Genomic DNA, 16,644 nt, shown 5'->3' with positions numbered 1-16,644 from the left:
GCTCCCCTCCCCCCCGTGGGGAGGGGAATCGCCATGACCGACATCGCCCTGCCCGCCCCCGCCGAGGCGCCCGCCGCCACGGCGCAGAGCCTGACCAGGACCGCCCGCCGGACGCGGCGGCTCGCCTATCTCCAGGCCGCGCCCCTGGCGCTGGTCTTCCTGGTGTTCTTCCTGGTGCCGCTCGCCCTGACCGTGATGGTCAGCTTCTGGGAGTACAACGAGTACGAGATCATCCCCGCCTTCACGGTGCAGAACTACGTCGACGTGTTCGAGGGCTGCCTCTCGACGTCCGACCCCTGCACCACCCTGCGCACCTACCTCTCGACCCTGAAGTTCTGCTTTCTCACCTGGGCCTTCACGCTCCTGATCGGCTTCACGGTGGCCTACTTCCTGGCCTTTTACGTCCGCTCAGCCCGCACCCAGATGGCGCTGTTCCTGATCTGCACGATCCCGTTCTGGACCTCGAACGTGATCCGCATGATCTCGTGGATCCCGCTGCTCGGCCGCAACGGCCTCGTCAACGACACCCTGCGCAGCGTTGGCCTCATCGATACGCCGATCGAGGGGCTGCTCTATTCCGACTTCTCGGTGGTGCTGGCCTTCGTCCACCTCAACACGGTCTTCATGATCGTGCCGATCTTCAACTCCATGGCCCGCATCGACCGTTCGCTGCTGGAGGCGGCCTACGACGCCGGCGCCACCGGCTGGCAGACCCTGTGGAACGTGGTGGTGCCGCTCACCAAGCCCGGCATCGCCATCGGCTCGATCTTCGTGATCACCCTGGTGATGGGCGACTTCGTCACGGTGGGCATCATGGGCGGCCAGCAGATCGCCTCGGTGGGCAAGGTCATCCAGGTGCAGATGTCCTCGCTGCAGTTCCCGGCGGCGGCCGCCAACGCGGTGGTGCTGCTCGGCGCGGTGATGGTGATGATCCTGGCCATGACCCGGCTCATCGATCTGCGCAGGGAGCTCTGAGCATGAGGCGGAACAGCGAGTATCGGTCTTCCGGGATCGTCGTGCGACCGTCCGAGGATCGCCGATGAGCGACAGGCCGCGCGGTCCCGCCTTCTATCTGCTGGCGCTGTTCTTTGCCGCTTTCGTCGCCTTTCTCTACGGGCCGACCCTGACGATCCTGGTCCTGAGCTTCCAGGGGCCGCAGGGCGGGCTGACCTTCCCGCTGAATGGCGTCTCGACGCACTGGTTTTCGCGGCTCTGGGCCGGGATGGGCGTCGTCGACATCTGGGCGGCGCTGTGGCGCTCGCTGCGCCTGGGCTTCGTCGTGATGGCGCTCACCGTCGTGCTGTCGTTCTTCGCGGGCCTCGCCTTCCGCAAGCACTTTCGCGGCGAGGGCGCGCTGTTCACCATCGCGGTGGCGAGCCTGATCGTACCCTCCATCGTGGTGTCGCTGGGCATCGGCCTCGAGTTCCGGCTCCTCGACGACCTCGTCAATGCGGCGGCCGCCGCCACCGGCTGGGGCTGGCTGCAGGAGCACGGCACGCTGATGGGGCTCTACACCTCCGCGCTCGGCGCCCATCTCACCTGGACGCTCCCCTTCGGCCTGCTGATCATGTTCGCGGTCTTCAACCGGTTCGACCCGGCCTACGAGGAGGCGGCGCGCGATCTGGGCGCCACCGGCGCCCAGACTTTGCGCCACGTGGTGGTGCCGATCCTCGGGCCTTCGCTGGTGGGCGTCGCCCTGTTCGGCTTCACCCTCTCGTTCGACGAACTCGCCCGCACCAGCCAGGCGATCGGCGGCCGCAACACGCTGCCCCTCGAACTGCAGGGGCTGACGACCACCGTGACCACCCCGGAGATCTACGCGCTGGGCACCCTCACCACGGCGATGTCCCTGCTGGTGATCGGCCTGGCGCTGGGCACCGGCCTGTGGCTGCAGAAGCGCAAGGCGCGCCGCGCGCTGCTGGGCTGACGCGAGACACGAAAAAAGCCGGCCCCCTTCGGGACCGGCTCACGATCGCGTCGAACCGCCGTGCGCTCAGTGCGCGCGGGTCTCGCGCTGGCGCTGGGCGATCGAGCCGGTGGTCAGGGTGTCGCCGCGCAGGCTGGCGACCGCGTCGGTGCCATAGGACGGCGGCGCCGGGTAGCGGGGTGCGAGGCGGCCGCTGCCGCTCTCGGCGACCGGGCGCAGGTTCGGCGCGCTGGAGTTCTGGGCCAGCGCCGTGGCACCGGCCGAAGCCAGGACGAAGGCGAAGGCGGCGGAAACTACTCGGGAGGTCATCATCTGTCCGTTCATACCGGCGCGTCCCGCTGAAGGGTGGGGTGGGGCGCGTCTTATGGTGTGAGCCCGATATGGCGATGAATCGGACGAATGGACGTGCGTTTGAGCACCTTCACGCGCTTTTTTAAGCTCAAATGGAAGGCGACGAGATCAGGCGTCCGTTTTTTTAGGCAATCGCTTGCGCATCGTCGCCACAATGATGAAGCGTGATTAACCTCCGCCGGTGGCCGGACACTCTCCGGGCGTCCGACATCTTCACCGGCAAAAGATATTCATTCGTGCGATGCATGCCACGTATGCGTCACGATCGATTCCTACATCGGGCGGATCGGGCGTGGAGCATTGGTACGGGACATGCTGCCGCCCGAGCGGGCCGGGAGCCGATGCATGCCACTTGAAACGGCCCTCGCGGGCCAGACGCCGCGGGCGATCGCGCCGGGCATGATCAGCGTCTTCGACCTGTTCAAGATCGGCATCGGCCCGTCGAGTTCGCACACCGTCGGCCCGATGATCGCGGCCGATGGGTTCCGCGCCCGGCTCGGGCCCCAGACGGCGCGGGTGGAGGTGGAGATCTACGGCTCCCTGGCCTGGACCGGGCGTGGGCACGCCACCGACACGGCGATCTGCCTCGGGCTGCTCGGGCACTCGCCCGAGACGATCGATCCGGATGCGATCCCAGGCCTGATGGCCGCCTTGCGCGCCCAACGGTCGATCGGGCGCGGGATCGCCTTCGACCCGGACGCCGACCTCATCCTCAACCTCACCGAGCTCCTGCCGGTGCACACCAACGGCATGTGCTTTCGCGCCTTCGACGCGCAGGGGACGTGCGTGGCCGAGGAGGTCTCCTATTCCATCGGGGGCGGCTTCGTCGTCGGCGCCGGGGCGGAGGCGAGCCTGCCGGTCTCCACCGCGACCCATCCCTTCCTCAGCGGCGCCGAACTCTTGGAGGTCTGCGCACGCACGGGCCTCTCCGTCGCCCAGGTCCAACTCGCCAACGAATGCGGCCTGCGCCCGCTCCACGAGATCGAGGCGCGCCTCGACGGGATCGCGCAGGCGATGTTCGCCTGCATCGACCGCGGCCTGCGCATGGACGGGCTGCTGCCCGGCGGCATGCGGGTGCGCCGCCGCGCCAAGGCGATCCACGACCAGTTGGAGGCCGGCCGCCATTCCAACAGCCGTGCCGCCCACGAGGTCCTCGACTGGGTCAGCCTGTTCGCCATCGCCGTCAACGAGGAGAACGCCGCCGGCGGGCGGGTCGTCACCGCGCCCACCAACGGCGCGGCCGGCATCGTGCCCGCGGTGCTGCGCTATGCCCGCGACTTCTGCCCGGACTGGTCGCCCGAGCGCGGACGCGACTTCCTGCTCACCGCCGCCGCCGTCGGCGGCCTGATCAAGCGCCGGGCCTCGATCTCGGGGGCGGAGGTCGGCTGCCAGGGAGAGGTCGGCTCGGCCGCCTCCATGGCCGCGGCGGGCCTGGCCGCGCTGCTCGGCGCCAACACCCTCCAGATCGAGAACGCCGCCGAGATCGCGATGGAGCACCACCTCGGCATGACCTGCGACCCCATCGGCGGCCTCGTCCAGATCCCCTGCATCGAGCGCAACGCCTTCGGCGCCAACAAGGCCATCGTCGCCGCCTCCCTGGCGCTGCGCGGCGACGGCATCCACCACGTCAGCCTCGACGCCGTGATCGAGACCATGCGCCAGACCGGCGCCGACATGCAGACGAAGTACAAGGAGACCTCGCTGGGTGGATTGGCGGTGAACGTCGCGGCGTGTTGAATGTCTTCGACGGTTTTGCGGACTCCGGGCCCGATGAACCCAGGCGGCTAGCGAACGTCGCCAATCATGGTTTTGATTTCGCCGAGTTCGAGATCGCCTTCGGCATCGATCGCTTTCTGACCCGGCCTGCCAGGCCGAGCCGAAACGGCCGTCGACGCTTTTTGCTGATCGGGCTGTGGAAGGCCGAGGTCGTCGTTGCCGCCGTCATCTCGCCGCTCGGTTCCGAGGCCATCTCCCTCGTCAGCGTCCGTCGCGCCAGCATCACGGAAAGGGCCGCCTATGACCAAGCGTGAACACGCCGCCGGCTACGTGCCCAATGAAGCCTATACCCAGGAGGATTGGGACGAGGTCTGTGACAACCCGGAATTGACGGACGCCGAGATCGCGCAGTTGAAGCCGGGTCATGAGGGTTTGCCTGCGGGGGTCTTCGCCGCCTTGGTCAACCGCGGTGGCCGACCCAAGGCAAGCCTTCGCAAGGTGCCGGTCACGATTCGCCTCGATCCGCACGTCGTGGACGCGTTCAAGGCGACGGGGCCTGGCTGGCAGACACGGATGAACGACGTCCTGGCGCGTGCGGTCTCCGATCTTCGGTAGGGCGAAGGACGAACGGAGTTTCGAAGGGATACGGCTGATGCGGTCGGCAACCTGCAAAGCGAAGCACCGCATCCGTGATGGGCCGCGCCATCCGATCCTGTGCAAGACCCTCCAACCACGTTTCCTCGTGCCCGGTGCCGTGTAAGGTGGCGCCAACAATCACGAAGGGAAACGCCACGATGACCCTCCCGACACCGGCGCGTCGATCGCTCCTGCTCGGCCTGGCCGCCGCCACGCTCGCCGCGTCCCTGCCCGCTTCGGCGCAGGCCCCCTACCCGATCCGGCCGATCACCCTCGTCGTGCCCTTCGCGGCGGGCGGGTCCACCGACGTGGTCGGACGCCTCGTGGCCCAGAAGATGTCGGACGTGCTCGGCCAGCAGGTGGTGGTGGAGAACGTGGTCGGGGCCGGCGGCAACGTCGGGGCGGCGCGCGTCGCCAAGGCGGAGCCGGACGGCTACTCGATCCTCATGGGGACGGTGGCGACCCATGCGCTCAACCCGCTGATGCTCAAGCGCAAGCCCTACGACCCGGTGACCGACTTCGCGCCGATCTCGCTCCTGGCGGTCATCCCCAACGTCCTCGTGGTGAACCCCAAGCTGCCGGCCAATTCGGTGAAGGAGCTGATCGCCCTGCTCAAGGCCTCGCCGGAGAAGTACAATTACGCCTCGTCGGGCCTCGGCACGCCGCTGCACCTCTCGGGCGAGCTGTTCAAGAGCATGGCGGGGGTGAGCATGCAGCACATCCCCTATCGCGGCTCGGGTCCGGCCCTCAACGACGTGGTCGCGGGCCAGGTGCCGATCCAGTTCGACAACCTGCCCTCGGCCTCCGAGTTCATCAAGGCGGGCTCCCTGCGCGGGCTGGCGGTGACCACGAAGGAGCGCGCGCCGTCCTTCCCGGACATCCCCACCGTCGCCGAGGCCGGCCTGCCGGGCTACGAGACCTACACCTGGAACGCCCTGTTCGCCCCGCCCAAGACCCCGCGCCCGATCATCGACGCCCTTAACGCCGCCGCGATCAAGGCCCTGGCCGACCCCACCGTGATCGAGCGGATGAAGGCCTTCAGCGCCACCGTCGTCAGCTCGACGCCCGAGCAGCTGGCCGACCACGTCAAGGCCGAGATCGTCAAATGGACCCCGGTCGTGAAGGAAGCCGGCGTCCAGATCGAATGACGGCCGGCGTCATTGCGCGCCCTAGTGTTGGTAATCCTGAACGTCTTATCGAAAATGCAGTGCCGGCAAGGCTTGGCACCGCCGAATGGCCCTTGTAGACGCTCGGAATGGACTGGCTCCGGCCGCTCCATTTCGATCCGCCCGCAGAGGCGGACAGGCCGGACGACGACAACAGCGGAGGATCGACCATGAGCGTGCCCGATGACGGCTCCGCCCGCGCGGGTGGCCCGATCCGTGGGCCGCAGAGCCTCGCCGCCGGCCTCGGATTGATCGCGCTCGGCGTCTTCGCGGTCTGGGCGGGCAGCGACCTGCCGCAGGGCACGCTCGGCGCCATGGGGCCCGGCCTGATGCCGCGCTGGCTCGGCATCGGGGTCGCCGCCTGCGGCGTCGCCCTCGTCCTGGCGGGCTTCCTGAAGACCGGCGAGCCGCTGCCGCCCGTGGCCTGGCGCGGCGTCGTCGTCGTCATGCTCGCGATCGTCGCCTTCGCGGTGACGATCCGGCCGGTCCCGATCGGGCCCTTCACCACGCCCGGCCTCGGCCTCATCGTCGCCGGTCCCCTCGCGATCATCGTGGGCGGCTACGCCAGCCCCGAGGCGCGCTTTGGCGAACTCGTCTGCCTGGCGCTCCTCCTCACCGCGGGTTGCATGCTGCTGTTCGGCGATCTCCTGAACCTGCCGATCCCGATGTTTCCCACCGTCGTCATCGAGGCCCTGTCCGGCTCGATTTCCATGCGGCTCCTGCTGCGGTTGTCGGCCGGGGTCCTGATCCTCCTCGGTATCGGGATGGTGGCGTTGCTTCGCAGCGGCGCCCGGCGCCGGCCGGTCGACGTCGCCACCCACTCCCTGACGACCTGAGCCCGATCATGACCGACCTCCTCGCCAATCTCGGGCTCGGTTTCAGCGTCGCGCTGAGCCTGCAGAACCTCGGCCTGTGCTTCCTGGGCTGCCTCGTCGGCACCCTGATCGGCGTCCTGCCCGGCGTCGGCCCGATCGCCACCATCGCGATGCTGCTGCCGATCACCTTCGGGCTCGACCCGGTGGGTGCGCTGATCATGCTGGCGGGCATCTACTACGGGGCGCAGTACGGCGGCTCGACCACCGCGATCCTCGTCAACATTCCCGGCGAGGCGACCTCGGTGGTGACCACCCTCGACGGTCACCAGATGGCGCGCCAGGGCCGGGCCGGCATCGCGCTGGGCATCGCGGCGATGGGCTCGTTCTTCGCCGGCACGGTGGCGACGCTGCTGATCGCGGCCCTGGGCGCGCCGCTCACGGGTCTCGCCATGGTGTTCGGCCCGGCCGAGTATTTCGCGCTGATGGTGATGGGGCTCGTCTTCGCCGTGGTGCTGGCGCGCGGCTCCGTCCTCAAGGCGGTGGCGATGATCCTGGTGGGCGTGCTGCTGGCGTCGGTGGGGACCGACCTCGAGACCGGCCAGGAGCGGATGACCTTCGGCCTCTCCTTCCTGTCGGACGGCGTCGACTTCTCGGTGCTGGCCATGGGGCTGTTCGGCGTGGCCGAGATCCTGCGCAACCTCGACCAGACCGAAACCCGCGACGTGGTGCGCCAGCAGATCGGCCGCCTGCTGCCCAGCCGGGCCGACCTGAAGCAGGCCGCGCCCTCGGTGCTGCGCGGGACCGCCATCGGCTCGATCCTCGGCATCCTGCCGGGCAACGGCGCCGTGCTCGGCCCCTTCGCCTCCTACGCCATCGAGAAGCGCATCGCCCGCGACCCGAGCCGGTTCGGCCGCGGCGCCATCGAGGGTGTCGCGGGGCCGGAGAGCGCCAACAACGCCGGCTCGCAGACCTCCTTCATCCCGCTCCTGACCCTGGGCATCCCGCCCAACGCGGTGATGGCGCTGATGGTGGGCGCCATGACCATCCACGGCATCATCCCCGGCCCCGGCGTGATGACCAAGAACCCGAACCTGTTCTGGGGCATGATCGCCTCGATGTGGATCGGCAACCTGATGCTGCTGATCATCAACCTGCCGCTGGTCGGCCTCTGGGTGCGCCTGCTCAAGGTCCCCTACCGGCTGATGTTCCCGGCGATCCTGATGTTCTGCTCGATCGGCATCTACTCCATCAATTCCCTGCCCACCGACGTGATGCTGATCGCCTTCTTCGGCCTCCTCGGCTACGGCCTGATCAAGCTCGGTTTCGAGCCGGCGCCGATGCTGCTCGGCTTCGTCCTCGGACGCCTGATGGAGGAATACCTGCGCCGGTCGCTCACCCTGTCGCGGGGCGATCCGATGGTGTTCTTCGAGCGCCCGGTCACCGCCGTGCTGCTCGTGATTTCGGTGGTGATGCTCGTGGCGGCCCTCACGCCCGCCTTGCGAAAGAGCCGGGACGAGGTCTTCACCGAAGCCTGACCGCGACGGATGCGCCTCTCGCTCGATTCGAGCGGAAACCGTATCACCGAGCCCGCGCGGCGCCTGAGCGAAGCCGGCATCCGCAGGGCGAAGCCAAGCGGACGGATGTCGGATGGGATCCACGACCTCGAAGGGATGATGACGCCATGACGACAACGTTCACCCGCCGCGCGCTCGGCGCCCTCGGCCTCGCCGCCACGGTCGGCCTCGCCGGCCAGGCCGCCGCCGAGACCTTTCCGCAGCGCCCGATCACCATGGTGGTGCCCTTCGCCGCCGGCGGCCCCACCGACATCGTCGCCCGCCTGGTGGCCGAGCAGATGTCGCGCTCCCTCGGCCAGCAGGTGGTGATCGAGAACGTGTCGGGCGCCGGCGGCACCACCGGCATCACCCGCGCCGCGCAGGCCAGTCCCGACGGCTACACCATCATGATGGGCCACATGGGCACCCACGGCGCCGCGCCGGCCCTGTTCAAGGGCCTCAAGTACGACCCCGCCAAGAGCTTCGACCCGATCGGGATGGCGGCCGGTACGCCGATCGTCATCGTCGCCAAGAAGGACTTCCCGGCGGCCGACCTCAAGGCCTTCGTCGAGGCGGTCAAGGCGGGCGGCCCCAAGGTCAACCAGGCCCATGCCGGCGTCGGCTCGGTCTCGCACTCGACCGGCGTGCTGTTCGATTCGATCATCGGCGCCAAGCCGACCCTGGTCGTCTATCGCGGCACCGGCCCGGCCCTGAACGACCTGATGGCCAACCAGGTCGACTTCATGACCGACCAGATCGTCAACGTCGCCACGCAGATCACCGGCGGCACGATCAAGGCCTACGCCATCGCCACCGCCGAGCGGTCCCCAGCGCTGCCGGACGTTCCGACCACCAAGGAAGCGGGTCTTCCCGGCTACGAGGTCAGCGCCTGGAACGCGGTCTTCGCGCCCAAGGGCCTGCCGCAGGATGTCGCCAAGAAGCTGCAGGACGCGCTGGCCAGCGCGTTGGCCGACGCCGGCACCAAGAAGCGCATCCTCGATCTGGGCGGCACCGTGCCGTCGACGGCCGAGCAGGGACCCAAGGCCCTCCAGGCGCTCGTGGAGAGCGAAGTCGCCCGCTGGACCCCCGTCCTGCGCGCCGCCGTCGACGCCAGCGGTCAGTAGGCCGTCGCGCCCCGGGATCGCGCGCCCCGGGATCGAAAGAACGGACGCGGCGGCACCGGGCCGCCGCATCCGTCACTCCGCCTCGACGCCGAGGATGTCGGCCTGGAGATCGCCGAGATAGGCGGTCAGCCGCGAGACGATTCCGGTGTCGGCACATTGCACCCAGAGCGGCGCGGGAAGCGCGTCGCGCCCGAGGGTGACGAGCAGCGCCTCGGCCATCAGGGCGGCGCTGCGTTCCGAGGACGCCGCCATGAGGCGGGTGCCGCCGGGCGTGCCGATCATGATCGCGATATTGGCCATGCTGCCCCGTGTGCGGTGAGGCCCGACCTGGGCTCATGACAAACCACCGACATCGATGTCGGTCGGAAGCGCCGAGAGAAGCGCGCCTGCGCGCCTTCCCGCAACGCGGTCGATTGCCTCCCGCCCTCCGGTCCGTTCGCAGCCGTCAGCGTCCGCCGCCGCCGCCGTTGGCGCTGCCGTTCGGGATGGCCTGCTCCGGCCGGCTGGCATTGCCGCCCGCGGCCGAATCGGTGGTGATCGTATCGGCCCCGGTCGCACCGCGCGAGATCACGACGCCGCCGTCGTTTCCGGTGGAGTTCTGCAGCGGCTGCACCACCGTCCCGGTCTGGTTCGGCATGCGGTCCCGCACGTCCTGAGCGAGGGCGGGTCCCGCGAGGAGAACGCAGGCGGCAGCGGCGGCGAGGAAGGTCTTGGTGGACATGCGTCGGTTCCGGTCATGGCTCGAGAATGACCGTCAACGGACCGTCATCCGCGTCGTTCCCGGGGACGGGGATGTGACGCAGGCACGTCGCTGGCCGTCACTTGCCCGGCCGTCACCGTCACTTGCCTAGCCGTCACTTGCCTGGGAGTCACTTGCCTGGAAAGGACCGCTCCAGCACCTCGCGAACCGCCTGGTTCACCGGGATGCGGCGCGTGGCGCAGATCGACAGGATGCGCTGGTGAAGATCGGACGAGACCTCGATGACGAGCTTGCGGCGCACCGCGCCGCGGCGGTCCGACGGCACGGTGGCCGGCTCCACCAGGGACAGGGACGGGCCGGTGCCCGACCGTGCCGGTCGATCGTTGGTCGAGGTCTCGGTCATGGCTGGCTCCTCCGCGGCTGGAATCCTGGCCGCAAGAGGTTGAGAAACCGTACCCCCGTCGCCGCGAAGGGCCGGGGGCGCACCGCAGTCCCGATCGGGCTTTGCGGTCCTCCCGGACCAGGGACCCTCGGCAGACACGCGTTGGCAGGCCGACACATCGTCCGCCCGGGTTCACGATCGGACGCGGGTCTTCTTCGGGAACCCCCGTCACCACATTGCTTGAACCCGCTTAGCGGACGGTCTCCGACAGGGCCGACGACCCATGGTGCCCGCCCTTGCGCTTCACGATGATGAGGCCGACCGCGAGGACGATCAGCACGCCCAGGGCCGCGACGCCGTAGTGCAGCAGGCCGATGCTCATGAGGTAGCCCTCCGAATGGGGGTTGGCCACGATGTAGGCCGGCAGGTGCGGCTGCAGGTAGGTGAGCAGGAAGTTGTCGCCGATGAACATCTCGCCGGCGACCCAGCCGAGGAGTGCGCCGCCGGCCCAGACGATGGCCGGGTAGCGCTTGAGGATGTTCGAGACCAGGGTCGCTCCGAACACCACCAGGGGAACCGACAGCAGCAGGCCGAAGATGAAGAGCTCGTAGTGCCCCTTGGCGGCGGCGGCGATGGCGATGACGTTGTCAAGGCTCATGACGGCGTCGGCGACGACGATCGTCCAGACGGCCTTCCACATCGTGCCCGACGTCGCGATGTCGGTCTCCTCCTCCTCCTCGCCGACCACCAGCTTGATCGCGATCCAGAGAAGCAGCAGGGCGCCGACCACCTTCAGGAAGGGGACGTTGAGCAGGTATGAGATCAGGCCGGCGAAGATCATGCGCAGAAGCACGGCGGCCCCGGCGCCGAGCCAGATGCCGACCTTGCGCTGGTGTGCCGGAAGGCCCCGCACGGCGAGGGCGATCACCACCGCATTGTCGCCTGACAGCAGGAGGTCGATCCAGATGATCTGGAGGACCGACAGGTAGAAGGTGGGGCTGCTGAAATCCATCGCGGGCACAATCTCTTCTTCAGGACCGACAAAGCTTCAGGTTCGGCAGGGCGGATGCGACTCGACGCAATGTCGCGCATGCCGGCCGCGAGGATTGCGGATGCCGCCGTCGGCGAGGGCATGCCCGTCGTCGTGGGTGGTCGGGGTCCCTCGCTGGAGATCGCGAGGTTCCGCCAGCCCCAAAAAGCCGTTCGGGCGGCGTATTTCAAGCGGGATGATGCAGGGTCCGTTCGATAAGTGGCGTCTGTTCGAGGGCATCGCCGATTCAGCGCTCCTTCAGCCAGGCTCGACGGTCATGCGGGCCGAAAGCTTGGCCTTCTTGGCAATCCTCGTGTCGGACGGGCACCCGGACCCTGAGCCGCCCCTCCCCTTCCCCCTGCAAGACGGCGAAACCATGAGGCCTTGGCCGTTCGTCCCCGTCGGCGCCACCGGTCAGGCGGCCTTCGTCAGCCGGTCGTAAGCGGCCAGCCTGTCGATCAACCCTCGCATCTCGTCGAGGGGAATCATGTTGGGCCCGTCGCTGGGGGCGTTGTCGGGGTCCTGGTGGGTCTCGATGAACAGGCCCGAGACGCCGACCGCCACGGCGGCGCGGGCGAGGACCGGAGCGAACTCGCGCTGTCCGCCGGAGGTAGTGCCCTGGCCGCCGGGCTGCTGCACCGAATGGGTGGCGTCGAACACCACCGGGTAGCCGGTGCGCTCCATGGTCGGCAGTCCCCGGAAATCGGTGACCAGGGTGTTGTAGCCGAACGACGTGCCCCGCTCGCACAGGAGGATGTTCTCGTTGCCGGTCGAGGCGATCTTGGCGGCCACGTTCCCCATGTCCCAGGGCGCGAGGAACTGCCCCTTCTTGACGTTGACCGCGCGCCCGGTCCGGCCCGCGGCGAGCAAAAGGTCGGTCTGCCGGCACAGGAAGGCGGGGATCTGCAACACGTGGCAGACTTCGGCCGCGGCAGAGCATTGTCCCGCGTCGTGCACGTCGGTGAGGACCGGGCAGCCGAATTCCCGGCCGATCCGGTCGAGGATGCGCAGCCCCTCGTCCAGGCCGAGGCCGCGCTCGGTGGAGATCGACGACCGGTTGGCCTTGTCGTAGCTCGCCTTGAAGATGAAGGGCGTCCCCGTCGGGGCGCAGGCCGCGGCGATCCCCTCGGCCATCATGCGGGCATGCTCGAGGCTCTCCAGCTGGCAGGGGCCGCTGATCAGGACGAAGGGCCTCTGCCCCCCGATCGCGACATCGCCGACCATCACGGTTTTCGTCTGGGTCATGGTGCCTTCCGGTGCCGCCTCGCAGCGGGGCGGCGTCACCTGGGGTGGGGCGCGCCCGTGCCCGGGCTCGAAGCCGTATGGACGCGCGCAGTCGAACGTGCCGCGAGGGATAGCACAGCCGGGCGGGGCGCGCCGCCACGCTTCGGCCCCGCCCTACGGATTCCCGTAGTACGCGCCGCTGAAGCAACATGCGAGACAAGCCTCGAACGCGGAGGCTCGAACATGATCCATATCGTTACGCCCGGTAATGCACATCAGTATTCCGATGCGATGGAGCAGGTATGGCGTCTACGTCATGAGGTCTTCGTCGTCGAAAAGAAGTGGACCGATCTTGCCAGGCCGGATTGTCGCGAGATCGATCAGTTCGATACGCCGCAGGCCGTGCATTTTCTGGCCATGGAGGACGAACGGGTCATCGGCTATAGCCGGCTCTTGCCGACGACGCGGCCGCATCTCCTGTCGGACGTGATGCCGCAACTCTGCGAGGGCGAGCGCCCCTGCGGCACCGACACCTGGGAGTGGACCCGGCAGGCGGTCGCCCGTTCGCACCGGGCGCGGGGCAAGGCCGTCAACCCGGTCTCCATCGCGCTCCTGACGGGAATCGTCGAATGGGGCCTGGCCAGCGGCGTGCGCCAGCTCGTGCTGCAGATGCCGACCCTCTACCTGCTGCACGTGGTGCAGCTGCATTTCCGGGCACGTCCGCTGGGCTTGCCGCAACGGATCAGCGGCGAGGACATCCTGGCCGCCACCGCCGAATTCGACGCCCGCACCCTGGCCCGCCTTCGCGGAGTCCGCGGCGACACCGGCTCCGTCCTCGCCCCCGTCGTCCAGTATCTCGCGGCGTGATCGCCGCCCCTGATGAGGAATTCCACACCATGGCCGCAACCCAGATGATCCAGTCCGACGACGCCCTCGAGATCCTCGCGGATCACTGCATGGCCGCCCGTGCGGTGATCGAGGAGGCCGGGACGGCCTCGATGCGCGAACTCATCGACCTCCTCCTCTACGAGGTCGGCCTGGCCCTGGCGAAAGGCACCCGTCTCGAGCTGGTGAACGAGCTCCGCGAGTGACCGGACGGGGCCCGGCCCGTGTCGCGCCTCGGCGGGACGGCCGATCCGTCCCGCCCCTCCCGTCGCTATGGCCGGGAGCCGGCCTTGTCCCGGTCCGGGCCGCCGCTCACTTCAGCGTCTTCAGGTAGGCGATGACGTCGTCGATCTTCTTGTCGTCGGGATAGCCCGCGAAGATCATCTTGGTCCCGGGAACCTTGGCCTTCGGGTTCTTCAGCCATGCGTGCAGGTTGGCGTCGTCCCAGGTGATGTCGGCCGCCTTGAGCGCCGCCGAATAGGTGTAGCCGTCGTAGCTCGCGGCCTTGCGGCCGACGACGCCGACGAGATTGGGACCGACGCCGTTCTTGCCGACCTGATGGCAGGCCTTGCAGGCGGTGAACGCCTTCTCGCCGGCGGCAGGGTCTCCGGCATCCTGGGCCTGGGCGGCGACGGGAAGCGCGAGCAGGACGGCGAGGTTGAGGAGCAGGTGGCGCATGGGTTTCCTCTTGTCGTGTTGGCCCGGCTCTACCTGTGGTTCTCCCCGCCGCCGCCCAGTCCTCCGGCACGATATGGGGCATCTTGCCGCAGTTGTTGGGTGGATTAAGGATAGCATCGGCATCGTGCGGGAAGGTTTTCCGTTCCCTGTGTGACGCGCAGGCGTGCGAACGACAAAACGGCGCCGCAGGGGGCGCCGTTCTGTCGTTCGTCGAGAGCGGATCGAGCAGGATCGCCGACGAGGGATGGCTAGGGTCGAGCGGCCTGGACGCTGCGCCGGGAGACGGGGGCTCTCGTTCCGCGGGCGTTGTCGGAGGCCGGTGCGGGCGCCGCGGCTACCAGCCGCCGCCTCTCATGCTGCGCTGCCGGCAGGTGCGGCCCATGTCCTCGTAACCTGCGGGACAACGGCGCACGCACGCCCCGGCCGCGTATTTGAGCGGCGGCCGGCAGGCCCGGCTGAAGCGCTGTTCCTGGAACAGGTAGTCCTTGGCCGGACTCTGGGCCATCGCCGGAACCGGCAGGCTCGCCGGCAGCGCGACCGCGATCAGCAGAAGGGCCGCATGGGACAGGCGGATCATCGGTCGTCCTCGCTGTGGATGCAAAAAGACAACCCACCCGTCGCCGCGCGGTTCGACCGGCTCGCGCCCAGGTACACCATCCAGGCGACGGAGCGTCTCGTCGGGTTACTCGTGATGATGGCACGGGCTTCGGACACCGGACCGCTCCTCGGTTCGGAGCGGCGTCGGACCACGGTCGCCGGCAACCGGATCGTCTTGCACCAACTCCCTGTCGTCGAGGACAGAAGAGTTGGTGCGGCCAAGAGGACTCGAACCTCCACCCCTTGCAGGACTAGCACCTCAAGCTAGTCTAATTCGTTGAATTTGCTGCATAATTCTGCAAAATGTAAAGTTTTGAGACCATTATAAATCAATGGCTTAGAGCGAGTTTGCAAAGGGCTTTTCGTCATTTTGGGGCTGGACTCCGGTTCATGCAGCAGCGGCGCGAGCACTCTCCACTCGGCATCGCTGAGGCTGGTCGCGTCAAGTAGGCTCTCGCCACGTTCGGCGCGGGCGGCGGGCATTCACATCGGGGGGGGCGGGGTGAGCGTCAAACACCCTCCCAGCACCCACGATGCTTGCTGCTCATCCAATGGCTAAGCTGTTTTACCCGTCATGAAACGGGGGCTCAGGCCTGATGCCGGACCTCAACCAGATCGACCACGCCGGCCGTCTCCCCCGGTGCGATCCACCGGGCCAGCGCCGGGCCGGCAAGCGTCACTCGCAGGAAGAAGAAACTCTTGCAGCCTGCCCACAAATCAGCTGGGAGTACCGCCGAGCCGTCCGTCCAACGCGCGCCGTGATTGACGACGTGGAAACCCTCGCCGAGGCGGGGATCGTCCAGGGCGACCGTGCGGGCGCCAGTGAGGCCGTCGTCGATTGTCAGCGAGGCCAGAGGCAGCCCGAGCCGTCGGTTGTCGGTCGAACCCGGCACAACATGGGCCGGCACGCTCGTCTCGGACACGAGGTGCAAGTCGCGGGCGTCCGCCGGCAGGACGAAGCGGGCGGTGAGACCCTCCACGTCTGGGCGGAAGATCTTTCCGTCGGCGACGAGGTGCATTCCCGCGAAAGTCTCCTCGACCGTGCGCCAGCCGAGCGTTACAGCCCTATCCTGCAGACGGGCACGCACCAGATCGACTAGAGGCCCGGCTTCGTGGAACGGTCGGCAGAACGGTAGCGGTCCTTCCGGCCGGGTATCGGGCGCGGCCGCAAGGTCGGTGGCGTCCGCGTTGGCGAAGAAGCGGCGGTTGCCACAATCGAGGTAGGTCTCGGCCGGCAGGCCTTCGGCCAAGAGGATGTCGTGACTGTCGAGTTCGACATGCCAGTAGGTGACCTCTTCCCGATCCACCTGCGTGACCGTAGTGCCGTTGATGAGCCTGCAAGCCGGGATCAGTACCTCGCCAAGCACGTCAACGGCGATGGCATGGGCGGGCGAGACGTAGAGGTCGCGGGCGGGGCGCCCCTCGCCGAAGGCATGCGCGGCGATGCGCACTGGGAGGAGGTCCGAGCGGCCCTGGCAGGTCACCTTCCGGTGACCAATCCAGCAGATGGGGCGCAGATCACCAGAGGATGTTACGATGAGGTCTGCGATTGCCAAATTCTCGACTGAAATGTTTCCGCGGGAGGTTTTGATCAGCGTTCCAGATACAAAGCAAACACTGTAATCCGTCACCGATGCTTCTGTATTAGTAAATGAGTCGCCAACGTTAAATTCGTCGGGTTGACCGCGATTATAGATTTCTACGTATTCGTCGTTTGATAAAATAATATAAAGGCCGTTTGTATCTAGACCGTTATTGAATCCGGGCCCAGAGCCAACCGTGCTTGGTATGTCTGGGTTGAGGCTTTTGATTGTCAAGCCGTCATACGTGCCAGAGATCGAGAGCACCGGGGTTCCAGTC

20 protein-coding genes are annotated in these 16,644 nt (G+C 67.9%); 11 read left to right on the top strand and 9 right to left on the bottom strand.

Translation table 11 applies throughout. From position 1 onward, the window contains the following. Nucleotides 1-33 precede the first annotated feature (33 nt). Together ASG40_RS18005 and ASG40_RS18000 are read left to right on the top strand one after the other, a co-directional pair. Nucleotides 34-975: an ABC transporter permease gene (locus ASG40_RS18005; RefSeq protein WP_055888788.1), complete on the top strand. Its 942-nt coding sequence runs from the start codon at nt 34-36 to the stop codon at nt 973-975. Nucleotides 976-1,039: 64 nt separating this feature from the next. Next, nucleotides 1,040-1,927: an ABC transporter permease gene (locus ASG40_RS18000; protein WP_055888786.1), complete on the top strand. Its 888-nt coding sequence runs from the start codon at nt 1,040-1,042 to the stop codon at nt 1,925-1,927. A 66-nt stretch (nt 1,928-1,993) separates the two neighbouring features. Here ASG40_RS18000 and ASG40_RS17995 read toward each other — a convergent pair whose 3' ends face one another. After that, the gene (locus ASG40_RS17995; RefSeq protein ID WP_156387803.1) at nt 1,994-2,239 is read right to left on the bottom strand and encodes a hypothetical protein; all 246 of its coding nucleotides are present in this window, start codon (nt 2,237-2,239) and stop codon (nt 1,994-1,996) included. A 438-nt stretch (nt 2,240-2,677) separates the two neighbouring features. Between ASG40_RS17995 and ASG40_RS17990 the strand changes: the two genes are divergently transcribed. From ASG40_RS17990 to ASG40_RS17960, 7 genes are all read left to right on the top strand, one after another. Continuing rightward, complete coding sequence (locus tag ASG40_RS17990; protein ID WP_055888987.1) at nt 2,678-4,015, top strand: L-serine ammonia-lyase; 1,338 nt, start codon at nt 2,678-2,680, stop codon at nt 4,013-4,015. Next, the gene (locus tag ASG40_RS17985) at nt 4,009-4,308 is read left to right on the top strand and encodes a BrnT family toxin (RefSeq protein WP_244480654.1); all 300 of its coding nucleotides are present in this window, start codon (nt 4,009-4,011) and stop codon (nt 4,306-4,308) included. Before ASG40_RS17990 ends, ASG40_RS17985 begins: the two co-directional genes overlap by 7 nt. Beyond that, on the top strand, nt 4,295-4,609 hold the full coding sequence (locus ASG40_RS17980) for a BrnA antitoxin family protein (RefSeq protein ID WP_055888780.1): 315 nt from the start codon (nt 4,295-4,297) through the stop codon (nt 4,607-4,609). Before ASG40_RS17985 ends, ASG40_RS17980 begins: the two co-directional genes overlap by 14 nt. Nucleotides 4,610-4,788: 179 nt before the next feature. Next, on the top strand, nt 4,789-5,778 hold the full coding sequence (locus tag ASG40_RS17975) for a Bug family tripartite tricarboxylate transporter substrate binding protein (RefSeq protein ID WP_055888778.1): 990 nt from the start codon (nt 4,789-4,791) through the stop codon (nt 5,776-5,778). 188 nt (nt 5,779-5,966) lie between these two features. Further along, nucleotides 5,967-6,632 carry a tripartite tricarboxylate transporter TctB family protein gene (locus tag ASG40_RS17970; RefSeq protein ID WP_055888985.1) on the top strand — a complete coding sequence of 222 codons (666 nt, stop codon included), beginning with the start codon at nt 5,967-5,969 and terminating at the stop codon, nt 6,630-6,632. A gap of 8 nt (nt 6,633-6,640) precedes the next feature. Next, nucleotides 6,641-8,146, top strand: a complete 1,506-nt coding sequence (locus ASG40_RS17965; RefSeq protein ID WP_055888775.1) for a tripartite tricarboxylate transporter permease — start codon at nt 6,641-6,643, stop codon at nt 8,144-8,146. 146 nt (nt 8,147-8,292) lie between these two features. Then, complete coding sequence (locus ASG40_RS17960; RefSeq protein ID WP_055888773.1) at nt 8,293-9,288, top strand: tripartite tricarboxylate transporter substrate-binding protein; 996 nt, start codon at nt 8,293-8,295, stop codon at nt 9,286-9,288. A gap of 72 nt (nt 9,289-9,360) precedes the next feature. Here the strand turns inward: ASG40_RS17960 and ASG40_RS17955 are convergent, their stop codons facing one another. The 5 genes from ASG40_RS17955 to kdsA form a co-directional block, all read right to left on the bottom strand. Continuing rightward, nucleotides 9,361-9,588 carry a hypothetical protein gene (locus ASG40_RS17955; protein ID WP_055888771.1) on the bottom strand — a complete coding sequence of 76 codons (228 nt, stop codon included), beginning with the start codon at nt 9,586-9,588 and terminating at the stop codon, nt 9,361-9,363. A gap of 145 nt (nt 9,589-9,733) precedes the next feature. Beyond that, complete coding sequence (locus ASG40_RS17950) at nt 9,734-10,009, bottom strand: hypothetical protein (protein ID WP_055888769.1); 276 nt, start codon at nt 10,007-10,009, stop codon at nt 9,734-9,736. 148 nt (nt 10,010-10,157) lie between these two features. After that, nucleotides 10,158-10,391 (bottom strand): hypothetical protein, encoded by a 234-nt coding sequence (locus ASG40_RS17945; RefSeq protein WP_055888767.1) that lies wholly within the window; start codon nt 10,389-10,391, stop codon nt 10,158-10,160. 229 nt (nt 10,392-10,620) lie between these two features. Further along, nucleotides 10,621-11,382 carry a TerC family protein gene (locus ASG40_RS17940; RefSeq protein ID WP_055888764.1) on the bottom strand — a complete coding sequence of 254 codons (762 nt, stop codon included), beginning with the start codon at nt 11,380-11,382 and terminating at the stop codon, nt 10,621-10,623. A 432-nt stretch (nt 11,383-11,814) separates the two neighbouring features. Further along, nucleotides 11,815-12,645, bottom strand: coding sequence for a 3-deoxy-8-phosphooctulonate synthase (kdsA, locus tag ASG40_RS17930; RefSeq protein ID WP_055888757.1), 831 nt, complete (start codon nt 12,643-12,645; stop codon nt 11,815-11,817). A gap of 222 nt (nt 12,646-12,867) precedes the next feature. Between kdsA and ASG40_RS17925 the strand changes: the two genes are divergently transcribed. Together ASG40_RS17925 and ASG40_RS17920 are read left to right on the top strand one after the other, a co-directional pair. Next, nucleotides 12,868-13,491 (top strand): acyl-homoserine-lactone synthase, encoded by a 624-nt coding sequence (locus ASG40_RS17925; protein ID WP_055888756.1) that lies wholly within the window; start codon nt 12,868-12,870, stop codon nt 13,489-13,491. A gap of 29 nt (nt 13,492-13,520) precedes the next feature. Then, complete coding sequence (locus tag ASG40_RS17920) at nt 13,521-13,715, top strand: hypothetical protein (protein ID WP_244472445.1); 195 nt, start codon at nt 13,521-13,523, stop codon at nt 13,713-13,715. 106 nt (nt 13,716-13,821) lie between these two features. Here the strand turns inward: ASG40_RS17920 and ASG40_RS17915 are convergent, their stop codons facing one another. The 3 genes from ASG40_RS17915 to ASG40_RS17905 all read right to left on the bottom strand — a co-directional run bounded on the left by ASG40_RS17915 (nt 13,822) and on the right by ASG40_RS17905 (nt 16,631). Continuing rightward, on the bottom strand, nt 13,822-14,187 hold the full coding sequence (locus ASG40_RS17915; RefSeq protein ID WP_055888753.1) for a c-type cytochrome: 366 nt from the start codon (nt 14,185-14,187) through the stop codon (nt 13,822-13,824). 334 nt (nt 14,188-14,521) lie between these two features. Next, nucleotides 14,522-14,764 (bottom strand): hypothetical protein, encoded by a 243-nt coding sequence (locus ASG40_RS17910; protein WP_055888751.1) that lies wholly within the window; start codon nt 14,762-14,764, stop codon nt 14,522-14,524. A 607-nt stretch (nt 14,765-15,371) separates the two neighbouring features. Further along, nucleotides 15,372-16,631, bottom strand: coding sequence for a Hint domain-containing protein (locus tag ASG40_RS17905; protein WP_162240606.1), 1,260 nt, complete (start codon nt 16,629-16,631; stop codon nt 15,372-15,374). Nucleotides 16,632-16,644 lie beyond the last annotated feature (13 nt).

The sequence above is a fragment of the Methylobacterium sp. Leaf399 genome (assembly GCF_001424525.1).
GTDB lineage: Bacteria > Pseudomonadota > Alphaproteobacteria > Rhizobiales > Beijerinckiaceae > Methylobacterium.
Note: the sequence above shows the minus strand (reverse complement) of the source record. Positions and strands in the feature narration are given on the sequence as shown.